The following is a 24,405-nucleotide window of genomic DNA, read 5'->3' on the forward strand; positions in this document are numbered from 1 at the left end:
CCCGGTCGAGACCTTGATCTGACTCGTTGTCCCCCATCACTACGGAAGGGCCCCGGGTTCGACTCAACGCGCGTCAGAAATTTCCCGGCCAACTCCCGCCGCTCGCCGGAGATGGCCGGATTCGGTTCACCACATGCCTTTTCGCTGCCCGCTGTTCAGTATCCGGCCGGTGGCGGATCGTCATGCAGGATGCGCTGGTGGAGATAATGATCACGCCACTCCCCCGCGATGTGCAGATAGCGCGGCGCGAGACCGATCCGCTCAAAACCACACCTGGCCAGAACCCGCTGGGAGGCGAGGTTGTCCAGCAGCGTGCCCGCCTGGATCCGGTGCAGCCCCAGGGTCTCCCGGGCCGCCCGGCACACCTCCGTCACCAGCGCCGTGGCGAGCCCCCGCCCGGTGTACTCCGCGTCCGTCCAGTAGCCGAGCGAGGCACTGCGGAACGGCCCCCGCACGATCCCGGAGAGCCGCGCCCCCGCCACGATCCGCCCCGGCTCCCCGCCCGGCCTCCCGTCCGTCTCCCCGCCCATCCCTCCGCCCGTCCCCCCGCACGTCTCCTCGACCGCGAACCACTGCGGCGCCCCGGCCTCCCGCAGCCGCTCCGCCTGCCCCTCCGGGGTGTAGAACTCCGCGCCCCGCTCCGGCTCGTACGGCCGCAGATGCTCCCGGTTCCGCCGGAACGCCCCCGCCAGCGCGACCGCGTCCCCGGGCTCACCCGCCCTGATGATGATCGTCATGGGCGTACGGTACCCATCGCCTTGTATGCACCATACAGATGGCACATACAATGCCCACCTCGGCACCAATCGAGGAGGCAGTGCGTGTCCGCCACTCAGATCGACATCGATGACGAGGCTCTCGCCGAAGCGATGAGGCTCTCGGGGGCCCGCACCAAGAAGGAGACGGTGAACCTGGCCCTCCGCGAATACGCGGAGCGGCGGCGGCGCACCGAGGCCCGCATGCGGCATTTCCGCGCCGCGCAGACGTGGAACGAGAAGGACTTCTGGGACCGGCACACGGCCGAGAAGGGGACCGACTGACGTGCTGCGCTACGTGATCGACTCCACGGCGGTCTGGCGCATCCAACGGGACCAGCGGCTGTCCGAAGCCTGGGGCCACGAGACCGACGAGGGCAATATCGGGTCCTGTCGTCCGCAGCGCACAGAGTTCCGCCGCTCGGCCCGCGACCTCGACGAGTACGAGGCCATGACCGACATGTTCGGTGACCTCTATCCGGCCGTTCCCGTGCCGAAGAACGCCTGGCAGTGGATCGAGACCGCCCAGTACCGGCTTGCCCAGCGGGGCAGACATCAGAGTCTGTCGGTCGTCGACTGGATGCTGTGCGCCACCGCCGCCCATCACGGACTGGTGATCCTCCACGACGACAAGGATTTCCCCGTCGCCGCCGGGCTGCTGTCCGGCGTCGCCGAACACAACGTCCACCTGGTTCCCCGCTGAGATCGTCGGGTACGGGCGGCTCCCGCTGAAACGCGGTCCCGGCCGCCACCCACCCGTACCCGGTACGTGCCCGGCCCACGTCCGGCGGACCGGACGGCCGTCCTCGCCCGTCTGAGCCCAAGGCCGTCGGCCGGCTCGCGTCAATGAGGCGCCGGATGGCGGCGCGGCCGAAGTGACACCTCCTCAGTCATCGCGACGCATGCCCGCGGCGACCACGGTCCGGGACAGTTCCCCACCCGCCCGGCCTCCCCTCCTCCTCCCGCCCAACTCATGGCCCGGCGGCGCCCATCAGCGCCGAAATGAGTTGGACCAGGGGGCCTGGCCGCCGGAAGGCTGGCCCCCGTGCCCCTCGCCTCCTCACGCGCGCCCCTCCTCCGCCCCTACACCCGCCTCTTCGGCCTTCCCGGCACCCGGGCGTTCACCGCCGGGGCGCTCGTCGCCCGGCTGCCGATGGGCATGTTCAGCGTCAGCGCGGTGCTGATGATCGCCGAGCGGTACGGCTCCTACGCCCTGGCCGGCGCGGTCACCGCCACCGGGCTCGCCGCCACCGCCCTGGTCGCCCCGTTCACCGCGCGGCTGGTCGACCGGCACGGCCAGGCCCGGGTCGCCGTGCCCGCCACCGCCGTCGCCGTGCTCGGCTCGCTCGCCCTGCTGCTCTGCGTACGGCTCGGGGCACCCGCCTGGACCCTGTTCGCCGCCTATGCCGCGACCGCCACCACGCCCAACACCGGCGGCATGGCCCGCGCCCGCTGGGCCCATCTGTACCGCGACGACCCGGCCGCCCGGCACACCGCCAACGCCTTCGAGCAGGCCGTGGACGAGTTCTGCTTCATGGCCGGCCCGGTGCTGGCCGCGTTCCTCTGCGCCGTCCTCTTCCCCGAGGCGGGCACCCTGACCGGCGCGGTGCTGCTGCTCACCGGGGTGCTGCTGTTCGCCGCCCAGCGCCCGACCGAGCCGCCCGTCGCGCCGCCGGGCCGCGCCCCGGCCGCCTCGCCGCTCCGCTCGCCCGGCGTGCCGTCCCTGCTGGCCGTCTTCCTGGCGACCGGCGCGGTCTTCGGCGCCCTGGAGGTGGCCACCCTGTCCCTGGCCGCGGGCCGGCCGGGGGCGTGGTCCTCGCCCTCCAGGCCGCCGGCTCCTGTCTGGCCGGCCTCCTCTACGGCCGCTCCGCCCGGACCGCCCGCCTCGCCACCTGTCTGGCCGCCATGACCGCCCTGCTGACCCTCCCGCTGCTGGCCGCCGTCACCACCGGCTCGCTCGCCGCCCTGGCGCCCGCGCTGCTCCTGGCGGGCGCGGCGACGGCGCCCACGATGGTGACCGGCATGTCCCTGCTCCAGCACCGGACACCGCCCACCCGCCTCAACGAGGCGATGACCCTGGCCGTGACCGCCCTCCTGGCGGGTATCGCCGCCGGCACCGCCACCACCGGCTGGCTGGCCGACCACACCGCCCCCGCCTCCGGCCTCCCGTACCTGGTCCCCCCGACCGCCGCCGCCCTCGCCCTGACCCTGGCCATCCTCAGCACCCGGCCGGCGGCCGAGAAGCCCCGGCTCCACGCTCCCGCACGGCCCTAAGCTCACCCCATGGCCACCCACACCCCCGCGACCATCCGCACCCTGGACGGCCTCCACCTCGCCGCCACGCTGACCCTCCCGCCCACCCGGCCCTCCCAGGCCGTCGTCCTGGTCCACGGCGGCGGCGTCACCCGCGAGGAGGGCGGCTTCTTCACCCGGCTCGCGGACGGCTTGGCGGAGTCCGGCATCGCCGCCCTCCGCTTCGACCTGCGCGGCCACGGCGAGAGCGAGGGCCGCCAGGAGGAACTGACCCTCGCCACCATCCTCAACGACGTCCGGGTCGCCCTCGCCCACACCCGCGAGACCACCGGCGCGGCCGAACTCACCCTGCTCGGCGCCAGCTTCGGCGGCGGCATCTGTGCCCACTACGCCGCCGAACGCCCTCAGGACCTGACTCGGCTGGTCCTGTTCAATCCCCAGCTCGACTACAAGTGGCGCACCATCGACAGCCGTCCCTACTGGACCGACGACACCATCAGCGAGGATGCCGCCCGCGAACTCACCGAGCAGGGCGCCCTCCGGTTCACCCCCACCCTGCGCCACGGGCGTCCCCTGCTGAACGAGGTCTTCTGGCTGCGCCCCCACGAGTCCCTGAGCGCGGTGCGGGCCCCGACCCTCATCGTCCACGGCACCGCCGACACCCTCGTCCTGTTCGAGTCCTCCCGCACCGCCACCGCCCGCTTCACCGCTCCCTGCCGCCTCGTCCCCGTGGACGGCGCCCAGCACGGCTTCGCCGCCCACGACGACCCGCAGTACCTCACCCCGACGAGCCGCCACTACCAGAGCTTCGTCATCCGCACCGTCACCGAGTGGCTGACCGACTAGCCGGCACGAAGCGCTTCACGGAATTCGCGTACCGCGGGACGCCCGTTCCATCGCTCAAGAGCGCAGGAGGTCTCCTGGAGCACCCGCAGCGTCCGTCCCGACTTCACGGATGACGCCACCTTCACGGACACGGTGCCGACTCGGGCCGCTTCATCCGGTTCACCGCTGAGCGCCAAAGCGGTCGCACGACGAGCGTTGAACAGTCCGCCGTCCCGGAAGGAGAGCCCGTCGGTACGCATGGCGTTCTCGAAGACCTGCACGGCGATTCCCGGCTTCCCCGCCTCCGTGAAGCTCACGGCGTTACGCAGCAGTATCGTCTGCGTGTTGAAGTACGAGCCCATGCCATTCGGTTCCTCACCACCCGCTCGCGCGAGGGTCGTCGCCGCCCAGCTCGCACGGGAACTGCGCGACTGCGCGGTGGTGGACCTGGCGGAAGAGGCCGGCGGGCAGCGCTCGTCGGCGCCCCGCTCCGGCTCCCGAGGATCGGGCCGTCCCGGGCGCTCGGCCGCGAGGGCCCCGGAACGCGAGAACGGCGCCTTCGTGGCCGAAGGCGCCGTTCCTCAGGGGTGATCTACGCGGAGCCGCTCGTCCTTGCGGAAGAGCGGGACTGCGCCGGTGGAGATGGCGGGAATCGAACCCGCGTCCAACGGTGCGGAACCAGGGCTTCTCCGTGTGCAGTCCGCTTCGCTTTTCTCAGCCCCGGAGATCACGCGGACAAGTCTCCGACGGGCTCAGTCACTGTTTGATTTCCCTCTGCACCCCGTGACCGGGTTCAGAGGTTTAGACCCCTAGCTGATGCCAGGATCCGGGACGGGATCAAGCCCGGGCTGACACTTCGCAAGTCGCTACTTAGGCAGCGAGGGCGAAGGAATCGCGCTTGGTGTTGGCGATTATTGGTTTCGGCGCGTGGTTTACGAGATCATTGCCGCTTCCTCGACACGCTTCCCCTGCTTCGACAGCCGCTGTCGAAACCGATCATCCCCCTGTTGATTTTTCAACCCTCCGGAGAGGAACCCTCCGAGGAGGGTCGTGCCCCGAGGGGCTCGCTCCGGCGTGCGGAGCGGATGCCATCGTACGTGACCAACGCACGAGGTCGCCAGCTTATTTCCCCGACCGGGTGACGCGGGTCACCCCGGCGCCGGGGCCGGGCGCCCGGAGGGGCGGCGGTCAGCCGCGCTCGCGGCGGCGGACCGCCGAGATCACCCGCTCCGCCTCGCGGCGGTCCTGCTTCTCCCGCAGCGTCTGCCGCTTGTCGTACTCCTTCTTGCCCTTGGCGAGCGCGACCTCGACCTTGGCCCGGCCGTCCTTGAAGTACAGCGCCAGCGGCACGATGGTGTGGCCGGTCTCCTGGGACTTGCTCTCCAGCTTGTCGATCTCCACCCGGTGCAGCAGCAGCTTCCGCTTGCGGCGGGCGCTGTGGTTGGTCCAGGTGCCCTGGCTGTACTCCGGGACGTGCACGTTGTGCAGCCACGCCTCGTGGTCGTCGATCTGCACGAACCCGTCCACCAGCGAGGCCCGCCCCTGGCGCAGCGACTTCACCTCGGTCCCGGTCAGCACGAGCCCGCACTCGTAGGTGTCCAGGACCAGGTAGTCGTGGTGCGCCTTCTTGTTCTGCGCGATGAGCTTGCGCCCTTTTTCCTTTGCCATAGTCCGGCCATTTTCGCACTACGGACCCCCTGCGGGGCCAGCCAATACCCGCCCGGGGTTGCCACCTCGGCAAAGAAACCGCACCTCCACGGCCTTCCGGCCCCAGCATGACCGGACAGTCGCTCCCGGACGCTCCGGGCGCGCGGACCTGTGAGGTGGGCCGTGGTCGCCACGACGACTCTTCCCGCTCAGCCCCCGCTGAGCGCGCGCGGACGCTGGACGGTGCTGGCCGTCTGCGTCCTGAGCATGTTCCTGGTGGGCCTGGACACCACCGTCGTCAATGTGGGGCTGCCCGCCATCGGGCGCGGCCTGGGCGCCGGGACGCGGGCGCTCGAATGGACCGTGGACGCGTACACCCTCGTCCTGGCCGCCCTGCTGATCACCTCCGGCGCGCTGGCGGACCGGCTGGGACGGCGGCGGGTGTTCCGGTCCGGGCTGGTCGTCTTCGGCGTGGCCTCGGTCCTCTGCGCGCTCGCCCCGTCGGTGGGCGCGCTCGTCGCGGCCCGCGCCGCCCAGGGGATCGGCGCCTCGATGCTCAGCCCGGTGGCGCTCGCGATCGTGGTGAACGCGATGCCGGACCCGAGGGAACGCGCCCGGGCGATCGGCGTCTGGGCCTCCGTCTTCGGGCTCAGCATGGCCGCCGGGCCGGTCGCGGGCGGCGCGCTGATCGACGCGTTCGGCTGGCGGTCGGTGTTCTGGGTCAATGTGCCGGTGGTGCTGCTCGCCCTCGCGCTCAGCGCGGTCTTCGTACCGGAGTCCCGGGCGCGGCGGGTGCGGCGGCTCGACCTACCGGGGCAGGTCCTGCTGGCACTGGTCGTCGGGCTGGTGGTCGGCGTGCTCATCGAGGGGCCGCGCATCGGCTGGACCTCGCTCCCGGCACTGGCCGGGTACGCGCTGGCCGCCGCGACGGCGCTCGTCCTCGTACGGGTCGAGTCCCGCCGTCCCGAGCCGCTGATCGACCCGGACCTCTTCCGGAGCCCGGCCTTCAGCGGCGCGGCCCTCGGCGCGGTGGCCGTCTTCGTCGCGCTGAATGTGACGCTGCTGCTGAACACCCTGTATCTCCAGCACGCCCGGGACTGGACACCGCTGGCCACCGGACTGACCACGCTGCCCATGGCGGTGGGGGCGACCGTCTGCGCGCCGCTCTCCGGGCTGATGGTGGGCCGGACCGGCCCCCGGCCGCCACTCCTGCTGGCCGGCGGCTTCCTCACGGCGGGTGGCCTCTGCCTGGTCGGGCTCGACACGGACACGGGCGTGCCACTGCTGCTGCTCGCCCACGGGCTGATCGGCATCGGTTTCGGCTTCGCCAACGCCCCGCTCACCAACACGGCCGTCAGCGGCCTGCCGCCCGCCCGCGCCGGGGTGGCCGGGGCGATCACCTCCACCGCCCGCCAGGTCGGCGCCGCCCTCGGCACCGCCATCGCCGGCGCCCTGGTCGCGGGCACCGCCCCGGAGGCCCTCGCCCACGCCTCCCGCCCCGGCTGGTACCTCGTCGCCGCCTGCGGCCTCCTCCTGCTGCTGGTCGCCCGCACCTCCCGCCCGAAGGCCCTTGCCGCCGGGTGACCCCCGTGTGCCTCGCCGCGGCCCGGTCCCGATCCGGGGCGGGGGACGGTCACCCGCCTCCCCGGACCCGAGCGCCCGAGCAGCCGGGCCATCACGGCACCGGTACGCGCGGCCACCCCCGCCCCGCCTCCGGGCCGCCGATCACCAAGCCCCGTACAGCCTCCCGCAGTTCCGCGTCCGACAGGTCGCCGGGCTCCCGGAACGCCGGATCGGGGGCGTACCCCTCCAGCAGCGCGAACACCTCGTCGAAGAGCAGCGACAACGGCTCCCGCAGCCGCTCCCCCTCCTCCAGGGCCCGCCTCCGGAGGGCCGGCCAGCCGCGGGCGAACTCCGCGGCCGTGACCTCACCGGCGGCGAAGCCGCGCAGCAGTTCCAGCCGGTGGCCCGCCCACGTGCCGGCGGGCACCTCCTCGGCACGTGACCAGGCGTGGTGGCGCGGCGGCAGGGCACGCGCCACCTCGCCGGCCTCCGGCCACCGGTGCGCCACCGCCCGCGTATACCGCCCGAACCGGGCCCGGGCCACGTCCACGCCCTCCGGCACGGCGCCCCGCAGAAACGCCGTCGTCCCGGCCAGCAGCGCGTATCCGGGCGAGCGGAACAGCAGCGCTCCCGCCTCCCCCACCGCGACCAGCAGCACCGGCGGCGCGAGTCCCAGCACCCTGTCCCCGACCGCCTCCACGGGCACGACCGCCGACGGCTCCCCCACCGCCCCGCTCACCCGGACCCCGGCCACCCCCAGGTCCCGGCAGCCGCCGGTCACCCGGCGCACCACGCCCGGGTCCAGCCGGTCATGGGCGGGCACCGGCACCACGACGCCCCCGGGCCCACCGCCGCCCCAGCACCCGCCGAAGTCGGCCGTCAGCACTCTCAGGACCGGGAGGCGGTCCCGCACTCGTCCTCCTCGGTCCGAGTGCGCTGGTCGATCGGTGCGCTGCGGTCGTACGGGTCGACCTCGGCACCGGTCGCGCCGGTCGGCCGGTCCGTCCCGAACGCCGGGGTGAAGTAGCCGGTCCGGGGGCCGCAGCCGCCATTGGTCATGTCGAGTTTGTACGAGACGAGCGAGAACGTTCCCGGCTCGGTGATCACCTTGTCAGGGTCGTCCCAGCTCATCACCACCTCGCGGCGGACGATCGTGCGCACGACCTCGTCGCTGCCCGGTGCGGCGGGCGTGACCGGGTAGACGAAGGTGACATCGGCGGTCACCTGGAGCGCACCGCGCTCGCCTTCCTGGTAGGTGAGCCGGCCGCGTGTCTTGATCACGTCTCCGACCAGGCGGGCCTGCGAGGTCCGGAAGCGGCTGAACAGCAGCAGGGGGTCGTTCGCTTCCCCGGGTGCCCGGAACGCGGTCCGAAGGTACGCCCGGACGTCCTCCTGGTGCGGGTTGATCAGCGCGATCGCCTTCTCGGGGCGCTCGCCCCGCAGTACCGCGGGATCCAGGCCGGACGCGACGAGGAAGGCCCGGCTCTGGTCGAGGGCGCGTGCCACCTGGGCCGTGCTCATCCACCCGGTCGCCCCGGCCGCCGGCACCGTGATCCCCGCCGCACCGCTCGCCCAGCGCGCCGCCGGGGATCCCCGGAACGGTTCGTCGAGGGTGGGCCGCGCGGCCGGCTCCGCCGCGGGTGCCCGCTCCGGGCGCCCGGTCTCGGCGGCCATCGGCTGAGCGCCGGGACGCTCGCCGCCGAACAGTGCGACGACCCGCTCCGGGACGAGCGCCATGACCAGCAGCACCACCGTCACCAGCAGGCCGGCCACGTACCAGCCCGTCCGCCGTCTCGGCCGGGCGGGCGCGTAGGTCCGCCACCCCGCCGGAGCAGCGGGCTGCTCCCGCAACCGGGCGGCCACGCCACGGGCTCGCGCCGACGGCTCCCTGGGCGCGTCCGCGACACCCGTCACCGACTCGCGCAGAAACCGCTCCCACTCCTCGTCGGACACGGACGAACCGCCTCGATCCCCGGCCCCACCCACACCGATCTCCCCGTCTCGCCGTCCACCGCGGCCTCTTTTCCGGACCGCGCCCGCATGATCGCACAGCGCCGTGACAACGCTCGCGGTCCCCGCCCCGGTCCGCGAAGGACCCCGGACGTGGCGCCGATCACCTCCCGCCGAACGCCAGTTCAGCAGGTCTCGGTGTCCTTGACGGCATACAGGGTGACGGCGGTGTCGGTGGCGTAGGTGCCGGGAGCCGGGTCCTGGGAGCAGACGGTCCAGTTGCGGTCCATGATCTGAAGCCGCCCCTGGCCGGACGCGTCCTGGTCGTCCAGGACGTAGAAGCCGACGGACTGGGCGGTGTCCTGCGCCTCCTGGAGATCCATGCCGGAGAAGTCCGGCAGGGCGGCGGGTCCGGAGCCGGAGCCCAGGCCGGAGCCACCGGCCGTCCCGGCGGCGGTCGCCTTCGTCGACGCCCGGGCCCCGGTGCCCTGCTGGAGAGCGCCCCCGTGGAGCTTGCTGACCTCGTCGGCCCCCGGGGAGGCGGGCGGCGGGGTGGCGGTCACGGTGACGACCGGCGCCGCCGTGCCCCCGCCCCCGCCCTCGCAGGCGGTGAGAGTGACGGCGGCGGCCGTGATGACGACGGCGAGCGAAGCCGCGCGTGCGGTGCGGTGCGTGTTTCCCCCGGGAGTTGTGCGACGGCGTACAGGATCGCATCCCGCCGTAGGCCGCCCGGCACGGCCCGTGACCGCACCGCCGGCAACCGGCCCGCCCGAGGGCCCCGGGACCCGTCGACCCGGGCCGGCCCGAGCCCGGCGGCCGGACCCGCGCGGCCTACGGCTCGGGGTCCGGGCCGCCGAGGCCGCTCAGGACGGCGCGGGCGCGGGTCTCGACGGGGTCGGCGGCGGTCGGGGGCGCGTCGGGGTCGGCGGCGGGGCCGGAGGCGGTCGGGGTGGCGGCCACGTCGGGGGTGAGGCCCTCGCCGTCGACGCCCCGGCCCGCCGGGGTGCGGTAGTGGCCGACCGTCAGTTCCGCGACGGAGCCGTCGGGGAGGCGGCTGGGCAGCTGGACGGAACCCTTGCCGAAGGTGCGGCCGCCGACGGTGACCGCGCGGCCCCGGTCCTGGAGGGCGCCGGCCAGCAGTTCGGCCGCGCTCATGGTGCCGCCGTCCACCAGGGCCACCAGGGGCCGGCCGGTGTCGCCGCCCGGCTGGGCGTACAGGGCCTGCTCCTCGCCGTGCACGTCGTACGTGGCGACCAGGCCGCCGTCCAGGAAGGCGGAGGCCGCCGCGACCGCCTCGGTGACCAGGCCGCCGCCGTTGCCCCGCAGGTCCAGCAGCACCCCGGCGCCGGCCGGGGCGGTCCGTACCGCGTCCCGCACCCGCTGACCGGCGCCCCGGGTGAACTCGGCCACCGTGATCCGCACCGCCCCGTCGTCCAGCCGCTGCACGGTGACCGGGTCGGTGACCAGGCGGGCGCGGCGCAGGGTGGTGGTCCAGCCGCGCCCGTCCCGCTGGACGCCCAGCGTCACCGGGGTGCCCGGGGCCGCGTCCCGCGCGTCGCCCCGGAGCCGGGCGACCACCTCGGCGACGGGCAGCCCCTGGACCGGCCGGCCGTCCACGGCGCGGATCCGATCGCCGGGCCGGAGCCCCGCCCGCTCGGCCGGACCGCCGGGATGGAGGCGAGCCACCTCGACGCGGCCCGAGCGGTCCCGGCGGGCCGAGATGCCGACGCCGGTGTACGCCCCGTCGAGCGCCTCCTCGAACCGCGCGTAACCGGCCTCGTCGTACACCGCGCTCCAGCGGTCGCCGCTCCGGCCGACCACCTTCCCGGCGGCCTGCGCCCCGGACTTGCCGCCGGCCGCGGCGGCGGCCGCCACCCGGGCCAGCTCCTCGCGGTCCACCTGCCCCCGGGTGGCGCGGGCGTCCGTACCGCTCGCGGGGAGCGGGCGGGCCGCGTGCGCCGGCGTCCCGGCACCGGTCGGCAGGGCGCCGGCGACGACGGCGCCGGCCAGCACGCTCGCGCAGGCCAGTGCCAGGACCGCCCCGCTCCACCGGGCGGCGGGGCGGGGCCGGGTACAGAAGGCGGAGTCGGACATGGCGCCCACTGTAGGACAAGCGAAAGGCGCCGTACGGCGGTTGCCCATACGGCGCCAGGGACGCTTGTCACACCGTCAGCCCCTTGCGCCCGGCGAGCCGGACGGTGGCGGACGATGCCGGACGGTACGGGACCGGGACGTCAGGACAGCGGGACGACGTCAGACCTTGAGGTGCGGGACCTCAGACCTTCAGGTACTTGCGCAGGGCCAGCGCGGCGGCGAGCGAGGGCATCAGCAGGCCGATCACCACCACCAGCGGCAGCACCGTGATCACCGCGTCCCAGCCGATGAAGTTGACCAGCGGCATGCTCTGCGCCAGGTTCAGCCCGGCGTCGATCAGGAAGTACCGGCCGAGCAGCAGCATCCCGCACGCCGCCACACCGCCGAGCAGCCCGGCGACGGCCGCCTCCATGATGAACGGCATCTGGATGTAGAAACTGGAGGCGCCGACCAGCCGCATGATGCCGGTCTCACGCCGTCGGCTGAACGCCGAGACCCGCACCGTGTTGACGATCAGCATCAGGGCGATCACCAGCATCAGCCCCATGACGAACAGCGCGGCGACGTTCATGCCGCGCATCATGTTGAAGAGGTTCTCCAGGATGCCCCGCTGGTCCACCACCGAGTAGACGCCCGCCCGCCCGGAGAACGCGGTGGCCACCACCTGGTATTTCTCCGGGTCCTTGAGCTTCACCCGGAACGACTCCTGCATCTGGTCCGGGGTGATGATGCTGGCGAGCGCGGTGTCGCCGTACTGGTCGCGGTAGTGCTTGTAGGCCTCGTCGGCGGTCTCGTAGTGGACGGTCTCGACGATGTCCAGCTTCTTGAGATCCGCCTCGATCTCCTTCTTCTGCTGGGCGGTCACCGCGCCCTTGGTGCAACTGCCGCCCGCCGCGGCGTCGTTCTTGTTGCACAGGTAGATGGTGACATTGACCTTGTCGTACCAGTAGTCCTTCATCACGCTGACCTGCTCGCGCATGAGCAGCGCGCCGCCGAAGAGAGCGAGCGAGAGAGCCACGGAGACGATGACGGCGAAGGTCATCGTGAGATTGCGACGGAGACCCACACCGATCTCCGACAGTACGAACTGGGCGCGCATCGCGTGCGTTTCAGCCTTTCTTGCTGCTGCTCTACTACTGCTGCCGCCGCCGCCCGCCGCTCCTGGGCGGTGCCGGACGGTTCCGGGCGCTCGGTCTCAGTGCTGGTAGCCGTAGACGCCGCGCGCCTGGTCGCGCACGAGCCGGCCCTTCTCCAGCTCGATGACGCGCTTGCGCATCTGGTCCACGATGTTCTGGTCGTGGGTCGCCATCACCACGGTGGTGCCGGTCCGGTTGATCCGGTCCAGCAGCTTCATGATGCCGACCGAGGTCTGCGGGTCCAGGTTGCCGGTCGGCTCGTCGGCGATCAGCAGCATCGGCCGGTTGACGAACGCCCGGGCGATCGCCACCCGCTGCTGCTCACCACCGGACAACTCGCCGGGTCTGCGGTCCTCCTTGCCGCCGAGCCCGACCAGGTCCAGCACCTGCGGCACGGCCTTGCGGATCTCGCCGCGCGGCTTGCCGATGACCTCCTGGGCGAAGGCCACGTTCTCCGCGACGGTCTTGTTGGGGAGGAGGCGGAAGTCCTGGAAGACGGTGCCGAGCTGGCGGCGCATGTGCGGCACCTTCCAGTTGGACAGCCGGGCGAGATCCTTGCCGAGGACGTGCACCGCGCCGTGGCTGGCGCGCTCCTCGCGCAGAAGCAGCCGCAGGAAGGTGGACTTCCCGGAGCCGGAGGACCCCACCAGGAAGACGAACTCACCCTTCTCGATCTCCAGGGAGACGTCCCTGAGCGCGGGGTGGTTCTGCTTCGGATAGGACTTGGAGACGTTGTCGAATCGGATCACGGGTGCACCACGGTCGGCAGGGAGTAGGTGAGCGTGACCATACGCGACCGGGGATGCCCGGCGCAGTCCCCGTCCCGCCTTGGCCCCCTTTGTCCGGCGGTTCGCCCCGCCCGTATGCCCGGCCGGCCCCCGGGACCGCACCCGGCCGCCCGCCCAGGTGCCCGCGGGCTCCCCCGCCCGTATGTCCGGAGGTTCCCCCGCCCTTGTGCCCGGTGGGTCGCGAGCCGGGCGCGCGGGGGTCTTTTCGCGCTTGTACGGCTCCGAGGGGCGACGGCCGGGCCATCGGCGGGGCCGGCGGGCGGCGGGGCCCGGGCAGGACGTGCCGCCGTGCGCCCGTCGTACCCCGGTCGCGGGCCGGGTGAGACCGGGGAGAATCGGGCGGGACGCGCCTAAAATCGAGCGACCTGGCACAGTGGAAGAGGGGAACGCGACCGTTCCCCGAAGCGTTGTGCGGAGAGAACGTGAGCACAAGCCGTGTCCGCGGGGTATGCGGCTCCGCCGCGCGGGAGGAGGAGAGCGCATGACCTGGGACCGACTGGTGTGCGCCAACTGCGCGGCGCCCGTCAGCGAGGGTCGCTGCCCCGTCTGCCGGGCCAACCGGGAGCGGCTGGAGCAGGAGGGCCCGTTCGCCGGGCTGAATCCGGCCGTGCTGCTGGCGCTGGTCGCGGTCCTGGTGGCCGCGGTGGCCCTGCTGGCGGCGCACCAGACGGTATAGACCGCCCGCCCTGGGCAAGGACCCGGCGGACCTGAACGGAGGAGGGGCCCGGACACCGGTCGTACGGTGTCCGGGCCCCTCCGTGTGCGCGGATGGGCGCGGTAGTGGTGGCGCCTATGGCCTCAGGGGGCCGGACGGGGCGCCTCCGGGCCGGTCTCAGGCGGCCGCGCGGCCACCGGCGACGAGGCGCGGGAGCATCCGGAAGCCGATGCCACCAGCGATCATCGTCGCGGCCCCGATCAGCAGGAACGAGGTCTCGCCGGCTCCGGTCGCGGCCAGCTCCTCCTTGGCCTCGCCCTGCTGCACCGGCTGCGAGCCGGCCGAGTCGGTGCTGGTGTTGTTGGCGGCGGCGTTGTCGACGCACTCGACGCCGTCCAGGCCCACGGCGCAGGCGCCGGAGTCGCCGTTGGGGACCGTGCCGCCGGAGCCGCCACCCGTCGCGGCGCTGCCGCCGGAGCCGGAGCCGCCGCTGGTCCCGGAGCCGCCGGTCCCGGAGCCACCGGTGGCGCTGCCGCCGCCGGAGCCGGAGCCGCCGCCCGTGGTGGGGTTCCCGCCGGTCTGGTCGCCACCCGTGGTGGGGTTGCCGCCGGTCTGGTTGCCGCCGGACGTGGTGTTGTTGCCGCCCGAGGTGGTGTCGTTACCACCGGCGGACTCATTGCCACCGGCGGACTCGTTACCGCCCGCGGTCTCGTTACCACCGGCGGACTCATTGCCGCCCGCGGTCTCGTTACCACCGGCGGACTCATTGCCACCGGCGGACTCATTGCCGCCCGCGGTCTCATTGCCACCGGCGGTCTCGTTGCCACCGGCGGACTCGTTACCGCCCGCGGTCTCGTTACCACCGGCAGTCTCATTGCCACCGGCGGACTCATTGCCGCCCGCGGTCTCGTTACCACCGGCAGTCTCGTTACCGCCCGCGGTCTCGTTGCCGCCGTCGACTCCGCCGGCGGGGTCGGTGCCACCGGATTCGTCGCCACCGGTGTCGTCGCCGTCACCGACGCCGCCGCCGGGCGTCTCGCCGTCGAAGGCGGTCTTGTGGCTGTCGATCAGGCCGGTGGCCGAGGCGGCTCCAGCGGCGGTCAGGGACGCGCCGGCGGCGATCACCGCGCCGGCGACGATCCGCGCCACGCGGATCCGCGTCTTGTTGGTCATCTGGTTGCTACCCCCAGTAGCTCTGCGTCGATAGAGCTGCGCGCCGGGCGCGGACACTGAGGGCCTTGCTGCTCCGCCCCCGATCACACACGCCGCAGTCATGCGCATGCCGCGCGCCAGCTTTCCGGTTTCCCGGGGGCGCGTCAAGGCGGTTGCGCGCGCAATGCCCGAAATGGAGTGCTGTGCCTGAGCTGCGACGATGCAAGTGTGACCAACGCCGTGGCGAAGGGGACGAGAGGGCGACCGGGAAGCGGTTTCCTTGTCGACATAGCGCCAGGACGACCGAGTTGACGCTTGCGGCAGCGAAGTCATGAGCGGCTCGCGACGGTTGCGCCAGCCGCCACCGTCCGCCCGGACACCCGCAAGCGAAAGGCGCCCGGCCCCGGGGTGGGGCGGGCGCCGAACGGCGGGGCGGGACGGCCGGTCAGGCGCCGTCGCTCCGCCGCTTGTCCTACTTCTCCGACTGCTTGCGCCAGCGGATGCCGGCCTCCAGGAAGCCGTCGATCTCACCGTCGAGCACGGACTGCGGGTTGCCGACCTCGAACTCCGTCCGCAGGTCCTTGACCATCTGGTACGGGTGGAGGACGTACGAACGCATCTGGTTGCCCCAGGAGTTGCCGCCGTCGCCCTTGAGGGCGTCCATCCGGGCCTGCTCCTCCTGGCGGCGGCGCTCCAGCAGCTTGGCCTGGAGGACGTTCATCGCGCTCGCCTTGTTCTGGATCTGGGAGCGCTCGTTCTGGCAGGAGACCACGATGCCGGTCGGGAGGTGGGTGATGCGCACTGCGGAGTCGGTGGTGTTGACGCCCTGGCCGCCGGGGCCGGAGGCGCGGTAGACGTCCACCCGCAGCTCGGTCTCGTCGATGTCGACGTGGTCGGACTGCTCGACGACCGGCAGCACCTCGACACCCGCGAAGGAGGTCTGGCGGCGCCCCTGGTTGTCGAACGGGGAGATCCGGACCAGCCGGTGGGTGCCCTGCTCCACCGAGAGGGTGCCGTAGGCGTACGGGGCCTTGACGACGAAGGTGGTCGACTTGATGCCGGCCTCCTCCGCGAACGAGGTCTCGTAGATCTCGGTGCCGTACCCGTGCCGCTCGGCCCAGCGCAGATACATCCGCTGGAGCTGCTCGGCGAAGTCGGCGGCGTCCACCCCGCCCGCCTCGGCGCGGATGTTGACCAGCGCCTCGCGCTCGTCGTACTCGCCGGAGAGGAGGGTGCGGACCTCCATCTCGTCCAGCGCCTTGCGGACCGACACCAGCTCGGCCTCGGCCTCGGCGCGGGTGTCGGCGTCGTCCTCGGCCTCGGCGAGCTCGAAGAGCACCGCCAGGTCGTCGATCCGGGCCCGCAGCGCCTCGGTCTTGCGCACCTCGGCCTGGAGGTGCGAGAGACGGCTGGTGATCTTCTGCGCCGCCTCCGGGTCGTCCCACAGGGACGGGGCCGCGGCCTGCTCCTCGAGCACGGCGACGTCTGCCCTCAGCCGGTCGAGGTCCAGGACGGCCTCGATCGACCCCATGGTCGAGGAGAGGGACTTCAGCTCTTCGGATACATCGACGACTGCCACCACACCAGCGTAACGGCTGCCCGCGCCGGCCCGGCCCCGCCGGGGGCGGGAAGGGCGCGGACCGGGACGGAAGGGGACGGGGACCCGTACCGGACTCGGCCCCGGCGGGGTCCGGTACGGGACAGGACCGGGAGGGCCCGCTCAGGGCAGGGTCGGGGCGGACCGCTTGGAGTCCTGGGGCGGGGGCGCGGTCTCGTCGCCGCTCACCGCCGCGTACCCGCCCACCCCGGCCGCCGCGACCAGGACCAGCGCGGCCACCCCGACGGTGATCCGGCGCTTGCGGACGGCCGCCGACTTGTGCCGGGCCGCGCCCGGGCGGTGGCCGCCGGCCGGCCGGGGCGCCCGGGCGGTGCCCAGCGGGCCGCCGGCCAGCTCGTCGGGGGCCGGGACCCGCATCGAGGTGTGGGTGTCGCGGCTGGAGTCGGTGGCGGACCCGGGCACCAGCGGCACCGCGGCCCGGCGCGGCCCCTCGGTGAGCGTCGGGTACGGGTCCTCCCCGTACGGCTCCGGGGCGGGGTCGGGGACGGAAGCCGTCTCGGTGTACGGCTCGTCCACGTCCAGCGGCGGCAGCCCGGCCAGCAGCGGCAGCACGTCGTGCAGCCGGGCGGCCAGCTCGGAGGCGCGCAGCCGGGAGGCGGGCGCCTTGGCCAGGCACTGGACGATCAGCTTCCAGAGCTCGTCCGGAATGCCGGGCAGCGGGACCACGGTCTCGGTGACATGGCGGCGCAGCACCGCGCCGGGATGGCCGCCGCCGAACGGGGTGAACCCGGCGAGCAGCTCGTAGAGGACGGTGGCCAGCGCGTAGATGTCGACCGCCGCCCGGGCCGGCAGCCCCTCGACGATCTCGGGGGCCAGATAGTCCGGAGTGCCGAGGATGCCGGCGGCGGCCGGGGACTGCCCGCCGCCCGACCGCTGGGCCCGGGTGCGGCGGGGGGTGTCGATCAGCTTGGCCACGCCGAAGTCGGTGAGCAGCGCCGGATGGGCACCGCCGGGGCCGAGCGGTCCCTCCATGTCGAGCAGGATGTTCTCCGGCTTGACGTCCCGGTGGACGACCCCGGAGGCGTGGGCGGCGGCCAGCCCCTCGGCGACGTCCGCGATGATCGCGACGGCCGCCTCGGGGGCGAGCCGGCGCTCCCGGTCGAGCCGGGTGCGCAGATCGGTGCCGCGCACCAGGTCCATGACGAGCGCGAGGTCGTTGCCGTCCACCACCAGGTCGCGGACGGCCACCACCCGGGGGTGGTCGAGCCCGAGCAGGGCGGTGCGCTCCTGGACGAAGCGGCCCACCAGCTCCTGGTCGGACGCGAGGTCCTCGCGCAACAGCTTGATGGCGACGGGCCCGCGCGGACCCTCGCCGAGCCACACCGTGCCGGCGCTGCCCCGCCCCAGGATCTGGTGGGCCGTGTACCGGCTGCCGATCTTCCGTGCCACGACTGCTCCCTCAGCGGCTGGCGTTCGCCACAAAGTTACGCGGCCGAAGGGGTGACGTGCTCACTTCCGGGCCGGAAACACGCCCAGAAGTCGACAAAGCGATGGAGTCGGCACCCCGCCGGCCGGAAGACACCCGGAACCACGCCGGAACGATCAGGGCCGCGCACCCGGCCGGAACGGCTCCGGCCGGGTGCGCGCCGTGACACGGATCACTGACCGGAGGTGCCGCCTCCGCCGCCTCCACCACCGGTCCCGCCGCCGCTGCCGCCCGCGCTGTCGATGAGGTCGGAGACCCAGGTGCTGACCTTCGAGATCCCGTCCCCGATGGCCTCCCAGTAGCCCTTGCCCTGGGCCACCCAGTCCTGGAGCGGGGTGAGCTCCCAGACGAGCCAGCCGGCGACCACCAGCAGCACGATCGTGAAGAGGCAGCCCTTGAGGCAGCCGAGACCCGGGATCCGCATCGGGTTGGCGCTCCGCTGCCGGGGCGGGCGCGGCTCCCGGGGCGGGCGCGGGGCCGGCGGCTGGGCCTGCGGCGGCGGTGCCTGGGGGGCCGGCCGGCTCTGCGGGGCGTACTGCTGCGGGGGCGGCTGGTACGGCTGCGAGGGCGCGTACGGCTGCTGGTACTGGGGCGCGGGCGCGTACGGCTGCGGCTGGGAGTGCTGCGGCGGCCGGTTCTGCGGCGGGCGCGGCGGATACTGCTGCCGCGGGGGTCCCGGGGGTGCCTGCGGCGGCTGCTGCGGGCGGCGCTGGGGCCGGCGGCGCAGCGGGTCCTCGGACGGGTCGAGATAGTGGAGCTGGGTCTGCTCGTTGCGGTCCCGGGCGGCGCGCAGCTGGTTCTGCCAGGGGTGCGGGTCCTCCGGGCGCGGCGCCTCGTCCGGACGCGGCGGTACGGGAGGGAGCACGGCGGTCGGATCGGCCTGGCCGCCCGGTCCGCCGGGCCGGCCGCCGGAGCCACTGGTCGGGAGCACCGCCGTCGGGTCGGCGGCACCCGGCGCACCGGCACGGTCGCCGGGACCGCTGGTCGGCAGCACGCTGGTGGCGGCGGCCGGGTCGTACTGTCCGGGCCGGCCGGGATGGGCGCCCTGCCCCGGGGTGTTCGGCAGCACCTGGGTCGGGTCGGCCGCTCCGGGGACACCCGGGGCGCCGGGGACGGGCGCCGGGGACGGGTCAGGCCCGAGCAGCGCGGCGACCCCCTCGGCCGCCTCGATCCCGGCGGGGGTGGCGTGCACCCCGATGCCGCCGGCCACGGTGCGCAGCGCCCGGGCCAGGTTCTCGGCCGACGGGCGGCGCTCCGGAGCCTTGCTGAGGCAGCGCTCTATCACCGTCCAGAGCGGGTCCGGCACGGTGGAGGGCCGGCGCGGCTCCTCGCTCAGATGACGGTGGAGTACTTCGAGCGCGGTGCCGCCGGCGAACGGCGGGCGGCCGGTGACCAGCTCGTACAGCAGGATGCCGGCGCCGTAGATGTCCACGGCGGAGGTCTGCGGGCGGCCCTCGGCGGACTCGGGCGCCACATAGGAGGGGGTGCCGACGAACTCATGGGTGCGGGTGAGCCCCGGGGAGTCCGCGAGGCGGGCGATGCCGAAGTCGGTGAGCATCGGGTGCATCTCGCCGTCCCGCTCGGAGAGCAGCACATTGGCGGGCTTCAGGTCCCGGTGGACCACCCCGTCGGCGTGGCTGGCGGCGAGCGCGTCGGCGATCTGGGCGGTGAGCAGGGCGGCGGCGACCGGGGTGAACGGCCCGTTCTCCCGGAGGTAGCGGTGCAGGTCGGGGCCGTCGATCAGGTCCATGACCAGGGCGAGCAGATCGCCCTCCACCACCAGGTCGCGGGTGCGGACGATATTGGGGTGGGTCAGCCGCAGCAGCACCGAGCGCTCCCGCAGGAAGCGCATCACCACGTCCGCGTCGTTGGCCAGCTCCTCCTTGAGGACCTTGATCGCGACGGTCTCGCCGGGCTGGCCCGCCACGGCCGCCTCGGCGCCCGCCGTCTCCCGCTGACGTGCCCGCCAGACGGTTCCCGTGGCGCCGCGTCCCAGCGGTTCCTCCAGGAGGTACTTGCTCCCTACCGGCCGCACGTCATGCGCTCCCTGCGATCGTGTTTCCTGCCCGGTCCGGGCTCCTGCGCCGGCCCGTCCGGGTGTCCGGTCCACTGTAGGGCGTGACCGGGGGCACAGCCCCGGCCAGCCGCCGCCCGCCCCGGTGGGCCGGGCCCGCCGTGAGGGCCGGGGCTTCCAGGGGCCTCTTCCCCTTCCCGGGTCCCTGCCGCCGGCTCCACTCGCGACCCGTCGGCCCGTCGGCCCGTCCGGTCCGTCCTCGGCCTGTCCGGTCCGTCCTCGGCCCGTCGGTCCGCCCTCGGCCCGTCGGTCCGCCCTCGGCCCGTCGGTCCGTCCTCGGCCCCCGGTTCCCGGCGCCCCGGTGATCCGGTGTCCCGGTCCGGTGACCCGGTGACCGCCGGTCCGGTGACCCGGTCGGCTTCGCGGGTCCCGCGGGCCGGGTGGACTCCTGGGCAAAGACGTCCGTTTCCAGTCATTGGTTGCCAGGAACGAGCCAGGCTCGGTCCCCGGGCGGACGCGGGAGCCGCGTGTCCTGGTGTTTTCGTGCGGGCCGGTGATCGTTCAAGATCACTTATGGCCGGTCGGCGGACGCGTTGTCGGCGGCAGGTGGAAAGATGCCCCCAGCACGTCGTGTCGTGCGGCCGAGGGGTCGTACGGACCGTGCCGACCTGTACCGGACGACGCGTCCGCGCCGGGTGGGGGAGATCGACGCGCCGTTCCCCCGCCGGACGCGTCGCGCAGAAGGGACCACCTGACGGCGATGCAGATCCGGCTGACCGTTCTCGCGCCGCCGCCCGCCGGCCAGTCCGCCGGGCGCGTCCGCGACGTGCTCGTCACCGCCCCCTCGGGGACGGCCCTGGCCGCCGTGGCCTCGCAGCTGGCCGCCGCCGTGGCGGGCCCCGACACCACCGGCACCCCCGTCTTCCACGCGGGCCGGGAGCGGCTCGACGCCCAGCGCCGCACCCTGGGCGAGCCGCCCCTGACGGACGGCGCGGTGCTCTCGCTCCAGGTCCCCGGCGAGGAGGGCGCACCCGTGCCCGGCGCCGGCCCCCGGCTGCATGTGGTGGCGGGCCCCGACGCGGGCGGTGTCCATCTGCTGCACGCCGGCCGGGTCCGGGTCGGCCGGGCGGCCGACGCCGATGTCCCGCTGGACGACCCGGACGTCTCGCGGACGCACTGCGTGGTGACCGTCGGCGACGACGGCCGGGTCACCGTCGAGGACCCGGGCTCGACCAACGGCACCACCCTGGACGGCACGGAGGTCGGCGCCCGGCCGGTCCGGCTGGCGCCCGGCGCCCTGCTGCGGCTCGGCGAGTCGGCGCTCCGGCTCGCCTCCGGACCGCCCGCGCCGGACGTGGCCCCGCTGCCGGTGGCCCCCGACGGCGAGGGCCGGCTCCGGGTCCGCCCCCGGTCCGCGCCCGTCCCGGCCGACCCCGGTGCGGGCGCCGAGCCCGACGCCTCCGCCGGCGGGGCGCGGGCCGTCCCCGTGGTGCCCGCGTCCCGGCCGGTCCCGGGCCCCGGCGCGGTGACCGCCGGGCGGGACGCCGGGACCCCGGCGGCCCCGGGGCGGGCCGATGGGGCTTCCGGGCCGGCCGCCGGGCGGCGCCCCTCCGGATCGACGCCGCCGCGCGGGATCCGGCTCCCCGACGGCACGGACGCCCCCGGGGAGCACGCGGAGTACGCCGGAGAGTTCCCCGGGCGCGGGGAGCACAGGGAGCACGAGGGGCGCGCGGAGACCCGGGCGCCCGCGCCGTGCGGGCTGCCGCACGGCGCGGACCAGCGGTACAGCACGGACCAGCGATACGGAGCGGACGAGCGGTACGGGACGGACCACCGGCCGTACGCGCCGGCCCCGGAGCCGTACCCGGCCGGGGAACCGCGCCGGGCCGGGACGGACGACCGGGCCGGTACCCAGGGCCGGGCCAGTGCCCAGGGCCGGGCCGGGACGGACGATCCGGCCGGCGCCGACGACCGGGGCGGCACCCGGCGCCGGCGGGGCATAGGCGCCTGGGCGCGGCGGCTGACCGGGGGTGGCGGCCGTCCGGACGACGGCGAGGCGGCCCCCGGGGCCGTACCGGCCGGCGCGGAGGCGGCACCCCGGGGCGGGGGCGCGGCCCCGTCGGGCGGTCCGGCCGGCGAGTCCTGGCCGGACCCGGCCGCCGTGCTGCTCACCGCCCTCGGGCCGGGCGCCCGGCTCTGGGAGCGGGGCCCGGAGCACCCGGAGGCCCTGGTGGTCCGGCTCGGCACGGCCGACCGGGCGGAGCTGCCCGCCGTGCCGGTGACGGTCGGGCTGCGCGAGGCGGGCTCGCTGGGCCTGGCCGGGCCCCGGGCGCGGCTGGCCGGGCTGGCCCGCTCGGTGCTGGCGCAGCTCGCCGCCCTGCATTCACCGGCCGATCTGGAGCTGGTGCTGATCAGCGCCGACCGGGCCCGGCCGCTCGCCGACCGGCGGCGGGAGTGGGCCTGGCTGGGCTGGCTGCCGCAGCTGCGCCCGGCCCACGGCCAGGACTGCCGGCTGCTGCTGGCGTACGACCGCGAGCAGGCCGAGGCGCGGACGGCCGAGCTGACCCGGCGGCTGGACGAGAGCCCGCTCGGCACCGGCTGGGCCAGCGCCGATCACCGGGCGGTCGCGGAGGCGGCGGCCCGGTTCGAGGGCCCGTACACGGTGGTGGTGGTCGACGGCGACCCCGGTTCTGCCGCGCTGCGGGAGACCACCGCCCGGCTGGCCGGGGCGGGCGCCGCCGCCGGCATCCATCTGGTGTGCCTGGCCGAGACCCCGGCGGCCTCGCCGCTCTCGCCGGTGGCCGCCACCTATGAGACGGCCTGCGCCGCCCTGCTGCCGTTCCGCGAGTGCGGGGCGGTCGCGCTGCTGAGCGGGGACGTGGCGACGGCGCTGCGGCTGCTGCGCACCGCAGGGGGCCGCCCGGCCGGGCACGGCACGGTCGCCGGGGTGGACGCGGTGTCCGCCGCCTGGGCCGAGCGGTTCGCCCGGGCGCTTGCCCCGCTGCGGGCCGAGGGCGCCGTGCCGCGCGGCCGGGCCGCCGCGACGGCGCTGCCCCGGACGGCCCGGCTGCTGGACGAACTGGAGCTGGCCCGGGCCACGCCCGCCTCGCTGATGGCCCGCTGGGCCGCCGCGCCGGAGGCCACGGCGGTGCTGGGCGCCGGAGCGCGCGGACCGGTCACCGCCGAGCTGGCCGGCGAGGGCCCGCATCTGCTGATCGAGGGCCCGCCGGGCAGCGGCCGTACGGAGCTGCTGCGGTCGGTGGCCGCCTCGCTGGCCGCCGGGGCGCGCCCGGACCGGCTGGGGCTGCTGCTGGTCGACGGCTCGGGCGCGGAGCGGGGCGAGGGCCTCGCCCCCTGTACGGAGCTGCCGCACGCCACCGAGCACCTGGTCGCCTCGGACCCGGTGCGGATGCGGATGTTCGCCCAGGCCCTGGGCGCGGAGCTGAAGCGGCGCGCCGAGTTGCTGGGCCCGGCCGGCTTCCCGGGCGGATCCGGCTCCCCGGGCGGATCGGGCGGTCCGGCCGGCTTCCCGGGAGCCGGGGCCGCCGCCGCTGCCGGAGCGCCCGGCTCCTCCCGTACGACCGGGGTCACGGCCGCCACCGGAGCGCCCGGCGCCACGGGGCCCTCCGTACCCTCCCGTACCGGAGCCCCCGGCGCCACCGGTTCCCCGGCGGCGGCCCGTGCGGCCGGGGCGCCCGCCGTCCCCCCGCAGGCCCAGCGCGGAGCGCCGGTACGGGGCCAGGTCGCCGGGGGCCAGGGACCGGCCGCGCCCGGCCGGCTTCCGGAGCCGCACCGGCCGGCGGCCGGCGCACCGGAGCTGCCCCGTCTGGTGGTGCTGGTGGACGACTACGACGCGCTGGTCGCCCCGGCGCTCGGCAGCCCCGGCCGCCCGGCCGCCGGTTCGGTCGTCCGGGCCCTGGAGGCGGTGGCCCGGGAGGGCGGCCGGCTCGGCGTCCATCTGGTCGCCACCTCGGCCGGACCCGGCCGGGCCCCCGGCACCGAGCCGGCCCGGGCGGCGCGGCTGCGGGTGGAGCTGGACGCCCCGCCGGCCGCGCCGGGTCCGGACGACCCGGCACCCGGGCGGGGGCGGCTGCTCCACCCGGACGGCCGGGTGACCCCGTTCCAGGGCGGCCGGGTGACCGGGCGCATCCCGCGCACGGCGACCCTGCGGCCCACCGTGGTCCCGCTGGAGTGGGAGCGGATGGGCGACCCGCCCGCCCGCCGCCCGGTCCGCGAACTGGGCAACGGCCCGACCGATCTGGCGCTGCTGGCCAGCGCGCTGGAGCGGGCCGCCCGGTCGGTGGAGGCGTCCCCGCCGCCCCGCCTCTCCCCCGCACACCCGTGACACCACCCGCTTCCCCTTTCACTCCAGCACCGAACACCCGCGCCACCCAAGGGCGTTGAGCGAACGTCACGAGCCGATCACGATCGCTCGCCGCGCCCCGGACGCGGTATTGCGGCCCCCCTGACCCCGGCGTAGACCTGTCGGACGGGACGGAGCACGCGCACGGAGAGACACGCGTGCGGAG

General features: G+C 75.0%; 19 protein-coding genes, 1 other RNA gene and 1 pseudogene. 7 read left to right on the forward strand and 14 right to left on the reverse strand.

Going from position 1 to position 24,405, the window contains the following annotated elements; translation table 11 throughout:
• Positions 1-155 precede the first annotated feature (155 nt).
• Positions 156-737 carry a GNAT family N-acetyltransferase gene (locus tag NX801_RS26635; protein WP_258790481.1) on the reverse strand — a complete coding sequence of 194 codons (582 nt, stop codon included), beginning with the start codon at positions 735-737 and terminating at the stop codon, positions 156-158.
• Positions 738-821: 84 nt separating this feature from the next.
• Between NX801_RS26635 and NX801_RS26640 the strand changes: the two genes are divergently transcribed.
• The 4 genes and pseudogenes from NX801_RS26640 (at position 822) to NX801_RS26655 (ending at position 3,854) form a co-directional block, all read left to right on the forward strand.
• Complete coding sequence (locus tag NX801_RS26640) at positions 822-1,040, forward strand: type II toxin-antitoxin system VapB family antitoxin (RefSeq protein ID WP_258790482.1); 219 nt, start codon at positions 822-824, stop codon at positions 1,038-1,040.
• 1 nt (position 1,041) lies between these two features.
• Positions 1,042-1,458: a PIN domain-containing protein gene (locus NX801_RS26645; protein ID WP_258790483.1), complete on the forward strand. Its 417-nt coding sequence runs from the start codon at positions 1,042-1,044 to the stop codon at positions 1,456-1,458.
• Positions 1,459-1,908: 450 nt separating this feature from the next.
• A pseudogene (locus tag NX801_RS26650) lies at positions 1,909-3,029 on the forward strand (MFS transporter).
• Between the two features lie 9 nt (positions 3,030-3,038).
• Positions 3,039-3,854 (forward strand): alpha/beta hydrolase, encoded by an 816-nt coding sequence (locus NX801_RS26655; protein WP_258790484.1) that lies wholly within the window; start codon positions 3,039-3,041, stop codon positions 3,852-3,854.
• Here the strand turns inward: NX801_RS26655 and NX801_RS26660 are convergent.
• The 3 genes from NX801_RS26660 to smpB form a co-directional block, all read right to left on the reverse strand.
• Complete coding sequence (locus NX801_RS26660; protein WP_258790485.1) at positions 3,851-4,195, reverse strand: hypothetical protein; 345 nt, start codon at positions 4,193-4,195, stop codon at positions 3,851-3,853. The two genes, NX801_RS26655 and NX801_RS26660, sit on opposite strands and share 4 nt — an antisense overlap.
• 272 nt (positions 4,196-4,467) lie before the next feature.
• Positions 4,468-4,837, reverse strand: a transfer-messenger RNA (tmRNA) gene (gene ssrA, locus NX801_RS26665).
• 184 nt (positions 4,838-5,021) lie between these two features.
• Complete coding sequence (smpB, locus tag NX801_RS26670; RefSeq protein WP_258790486.1) at positions 5,022-5,501, reverse strand: SsrA-binding protein SmpB; 480 nt, start codon at positions 5,499-5,501, stop codon at positions 5,022-5,024.
• A 162-nt stretch (positions 5,502-5,663) separates the two neighbouring features.
• Here smpB and NX801_RS26675 point away from each other — a divergent pair, with 162 nt between their 5' ends.
• Positions 5,664-7,064 carry an MFS transporter gene (locus NX801_RS26675; protein WP_258790487.1) on the forward strand — a complete coding sequence of 467 codons (1,401 nt, stop codon included), beginning with the start codon at positions 5,664-5,666 and terminating at the stop codon, positions 7,062-7,064.
• A gap of 91 nt (positions 7,065-7,155) precedes the next feature.
• On the opposite strand, the gene NX801_RS26680 is transcribed toward NX801_RS26675, so the two are convergent.
• The 6 genes from NX801_RS26680 to ftsE all read right to left on the reverse strand — a co-directional run bounded on the left by NX801_RS26680 (position 7,156) and on the right by ftsE (position 12,972).
• Positions 7,156-7,956: a colicin immunity domain-containing protein gene (locus NX801_RS26680; protein WP_258790488.1), complete on the reverse strand. Its 801-nt coding sequence runs from the start codon at positions 7,954-7,956 to the stop codon at positions 7,156-7,158.
• On the reverse strand, positions 7,932-8,996 hold the full coding sequence (locus NX801_RS26685; RefSeq protein WP_258790489.1) for a hypothetical protein: 1,065 nt from the start codon (positions 8,994-8,996) through the stop codon (positions 7,932-7,934). The genes NX801_RS26680 and NX801_RS26685 overlap by 25 nt, the downstream gene beginning before the upstream one ends.
• 182 nt (positions 8,997-9,178) lie before the next feature.
• Positions 9,179-9,556 carry a PASTA domain-containing protein gene (locus NX801_RS26690; RefSeq protein ID WP_258790490.1) on the reverse strand — a complete coding sequence of 126 codons (378 nt, stop codon included), beginning with the start codon at positions 9,554-9,556 and terminating at the stop codon, positions 9,179-9,181.
• A 268-nt stretch (positions 9,557-9,824) separates the two neighbouring features.
• Complete coding sequence (locus NX801_RS26695; RefSeq protein WP_258790492.1) at positions 9,825-11,087, reverse strand: S41 family peptidase; 1,263 nt, start codon at positions 11,085-11,087, stop codon at positions 9,825-9,827.
• A gap of 181 nt (positions 11,088-11,268) precedes the next feature.
• Positions 11,269-12,186, reverse strand: a complete 918-nt coding sequence (gene ftsX / locus NX801_RS26700) for a permease-like cell division protein FtsX (RefSeq protein ID WP_258790494.1) — start codon at positions 12,184-12,186, stop codon at positions 11,269-11,271.
• A 96-nt stretch (positions 12,187-12,282) separates the two neighbouring features.
• Complete coding sequence (gene ftsE, locus NX801_RS26705; RefSeq protein WP_258790496.1) at positions 12,283-12,972, reverse strand: cell division ATP-binding protein FtsE; 690 nt, start codon at positions 12,970-12,972, stop codon at positions 12,283-12,285.
• Between the two features lie 520 nt (positions 12,973-13,492).
• Between ftsE and NX801_RS26710 the strand changes: the two genes are divergently transcribed.
• Positions 13,493-13,687, forward strand: coding sequence for a hypothetical protein (locus NX801_RS26710; protein WP_258790498.1), 195 nt, complete (start codon positions 13,493-13,495; stop codon positions 13,685-13,687).
• Between the two features lie 156 nt (positions 13,688-13,843).
• On the opposite strand, the gene NX801_RS26715 is transcribed toward NX801_RS26710, so the two are convergent.
• The 4 genes from NX801_RS26715 to NX801_RS26730 form a co-directional block, all read right to left on the reverse strand.
• On the reverse strand, positions 13,844-14,839 hold the full coding sequence (locus NX801_RS26715; RefSeq protein WP_258790500.1) for a hypothetical protein: 996 nt from the start codon (positions 14,837-14,839) through the stop codon (positions 13,844-13,846).
• A 451-nt stretch (positions 14,840-15,290) separates the two neighbouring features.
• Entirely contained in the window at positions 15,291-16,397 is a 1,107-nt protein-coding gene (gene prfB / locus NX801_RS26720; protein ID WP_258790501.1) for a peptide chain release factor 2, read from the reverse strand.
• Between the two features lie 141 nt (positions 16,398-16,538).
• On the reverse strand, positions 16,539-17,825 hold the full coding sequence (locus NX801_RS26725; protein WP_258790502.1) for a serine/threonine-protein kinase: 1,287 nt from the start codon (positions 17,823-17,825) through the stop codon (positions 16,539-16,541).
• 209 nt (positions 17,826-18,034) lie between these two features.
• Positions 18,035-19,897, reverse strand: a complete 1,863-nt coding sequence (locus tag NX801_RS26730; RefSeq protein WP_258790503.1) for a serine/threonine-protein kinase — start codon at positions 19,895-19,897, stop codon at positions 18,035-18,037.
• 739 nt (positions 19,898-20,636) lie between these two features.
• Here NX801_RS26730 and NX801_RS26735 point away from each other — a divergent pair.
• Positions 20,637-24,221, forward strand: coding sequence for an FHA domain-containing protein (locus NX801_RS26735; RefSeq protein ID WP_258790504.1), 3,585 nt, complete (start codon positions 20,637-20,639; stop codon positions 24,219-24,221).
• Positions 24,222-24,405: the final 184 nt, after the last annotated feature.

It is taken from the genome of Streptomyces pyxinae, assembly GCF_024756275.1.
In the GTDB taxonomy this organism is placed as follows: domain Bacteria; phylum Actinomycetota; class Actinomycetes; order Streptomycetales; family Streptomycetaceae; genus Streptomyces; species Streptomyces pyxinae.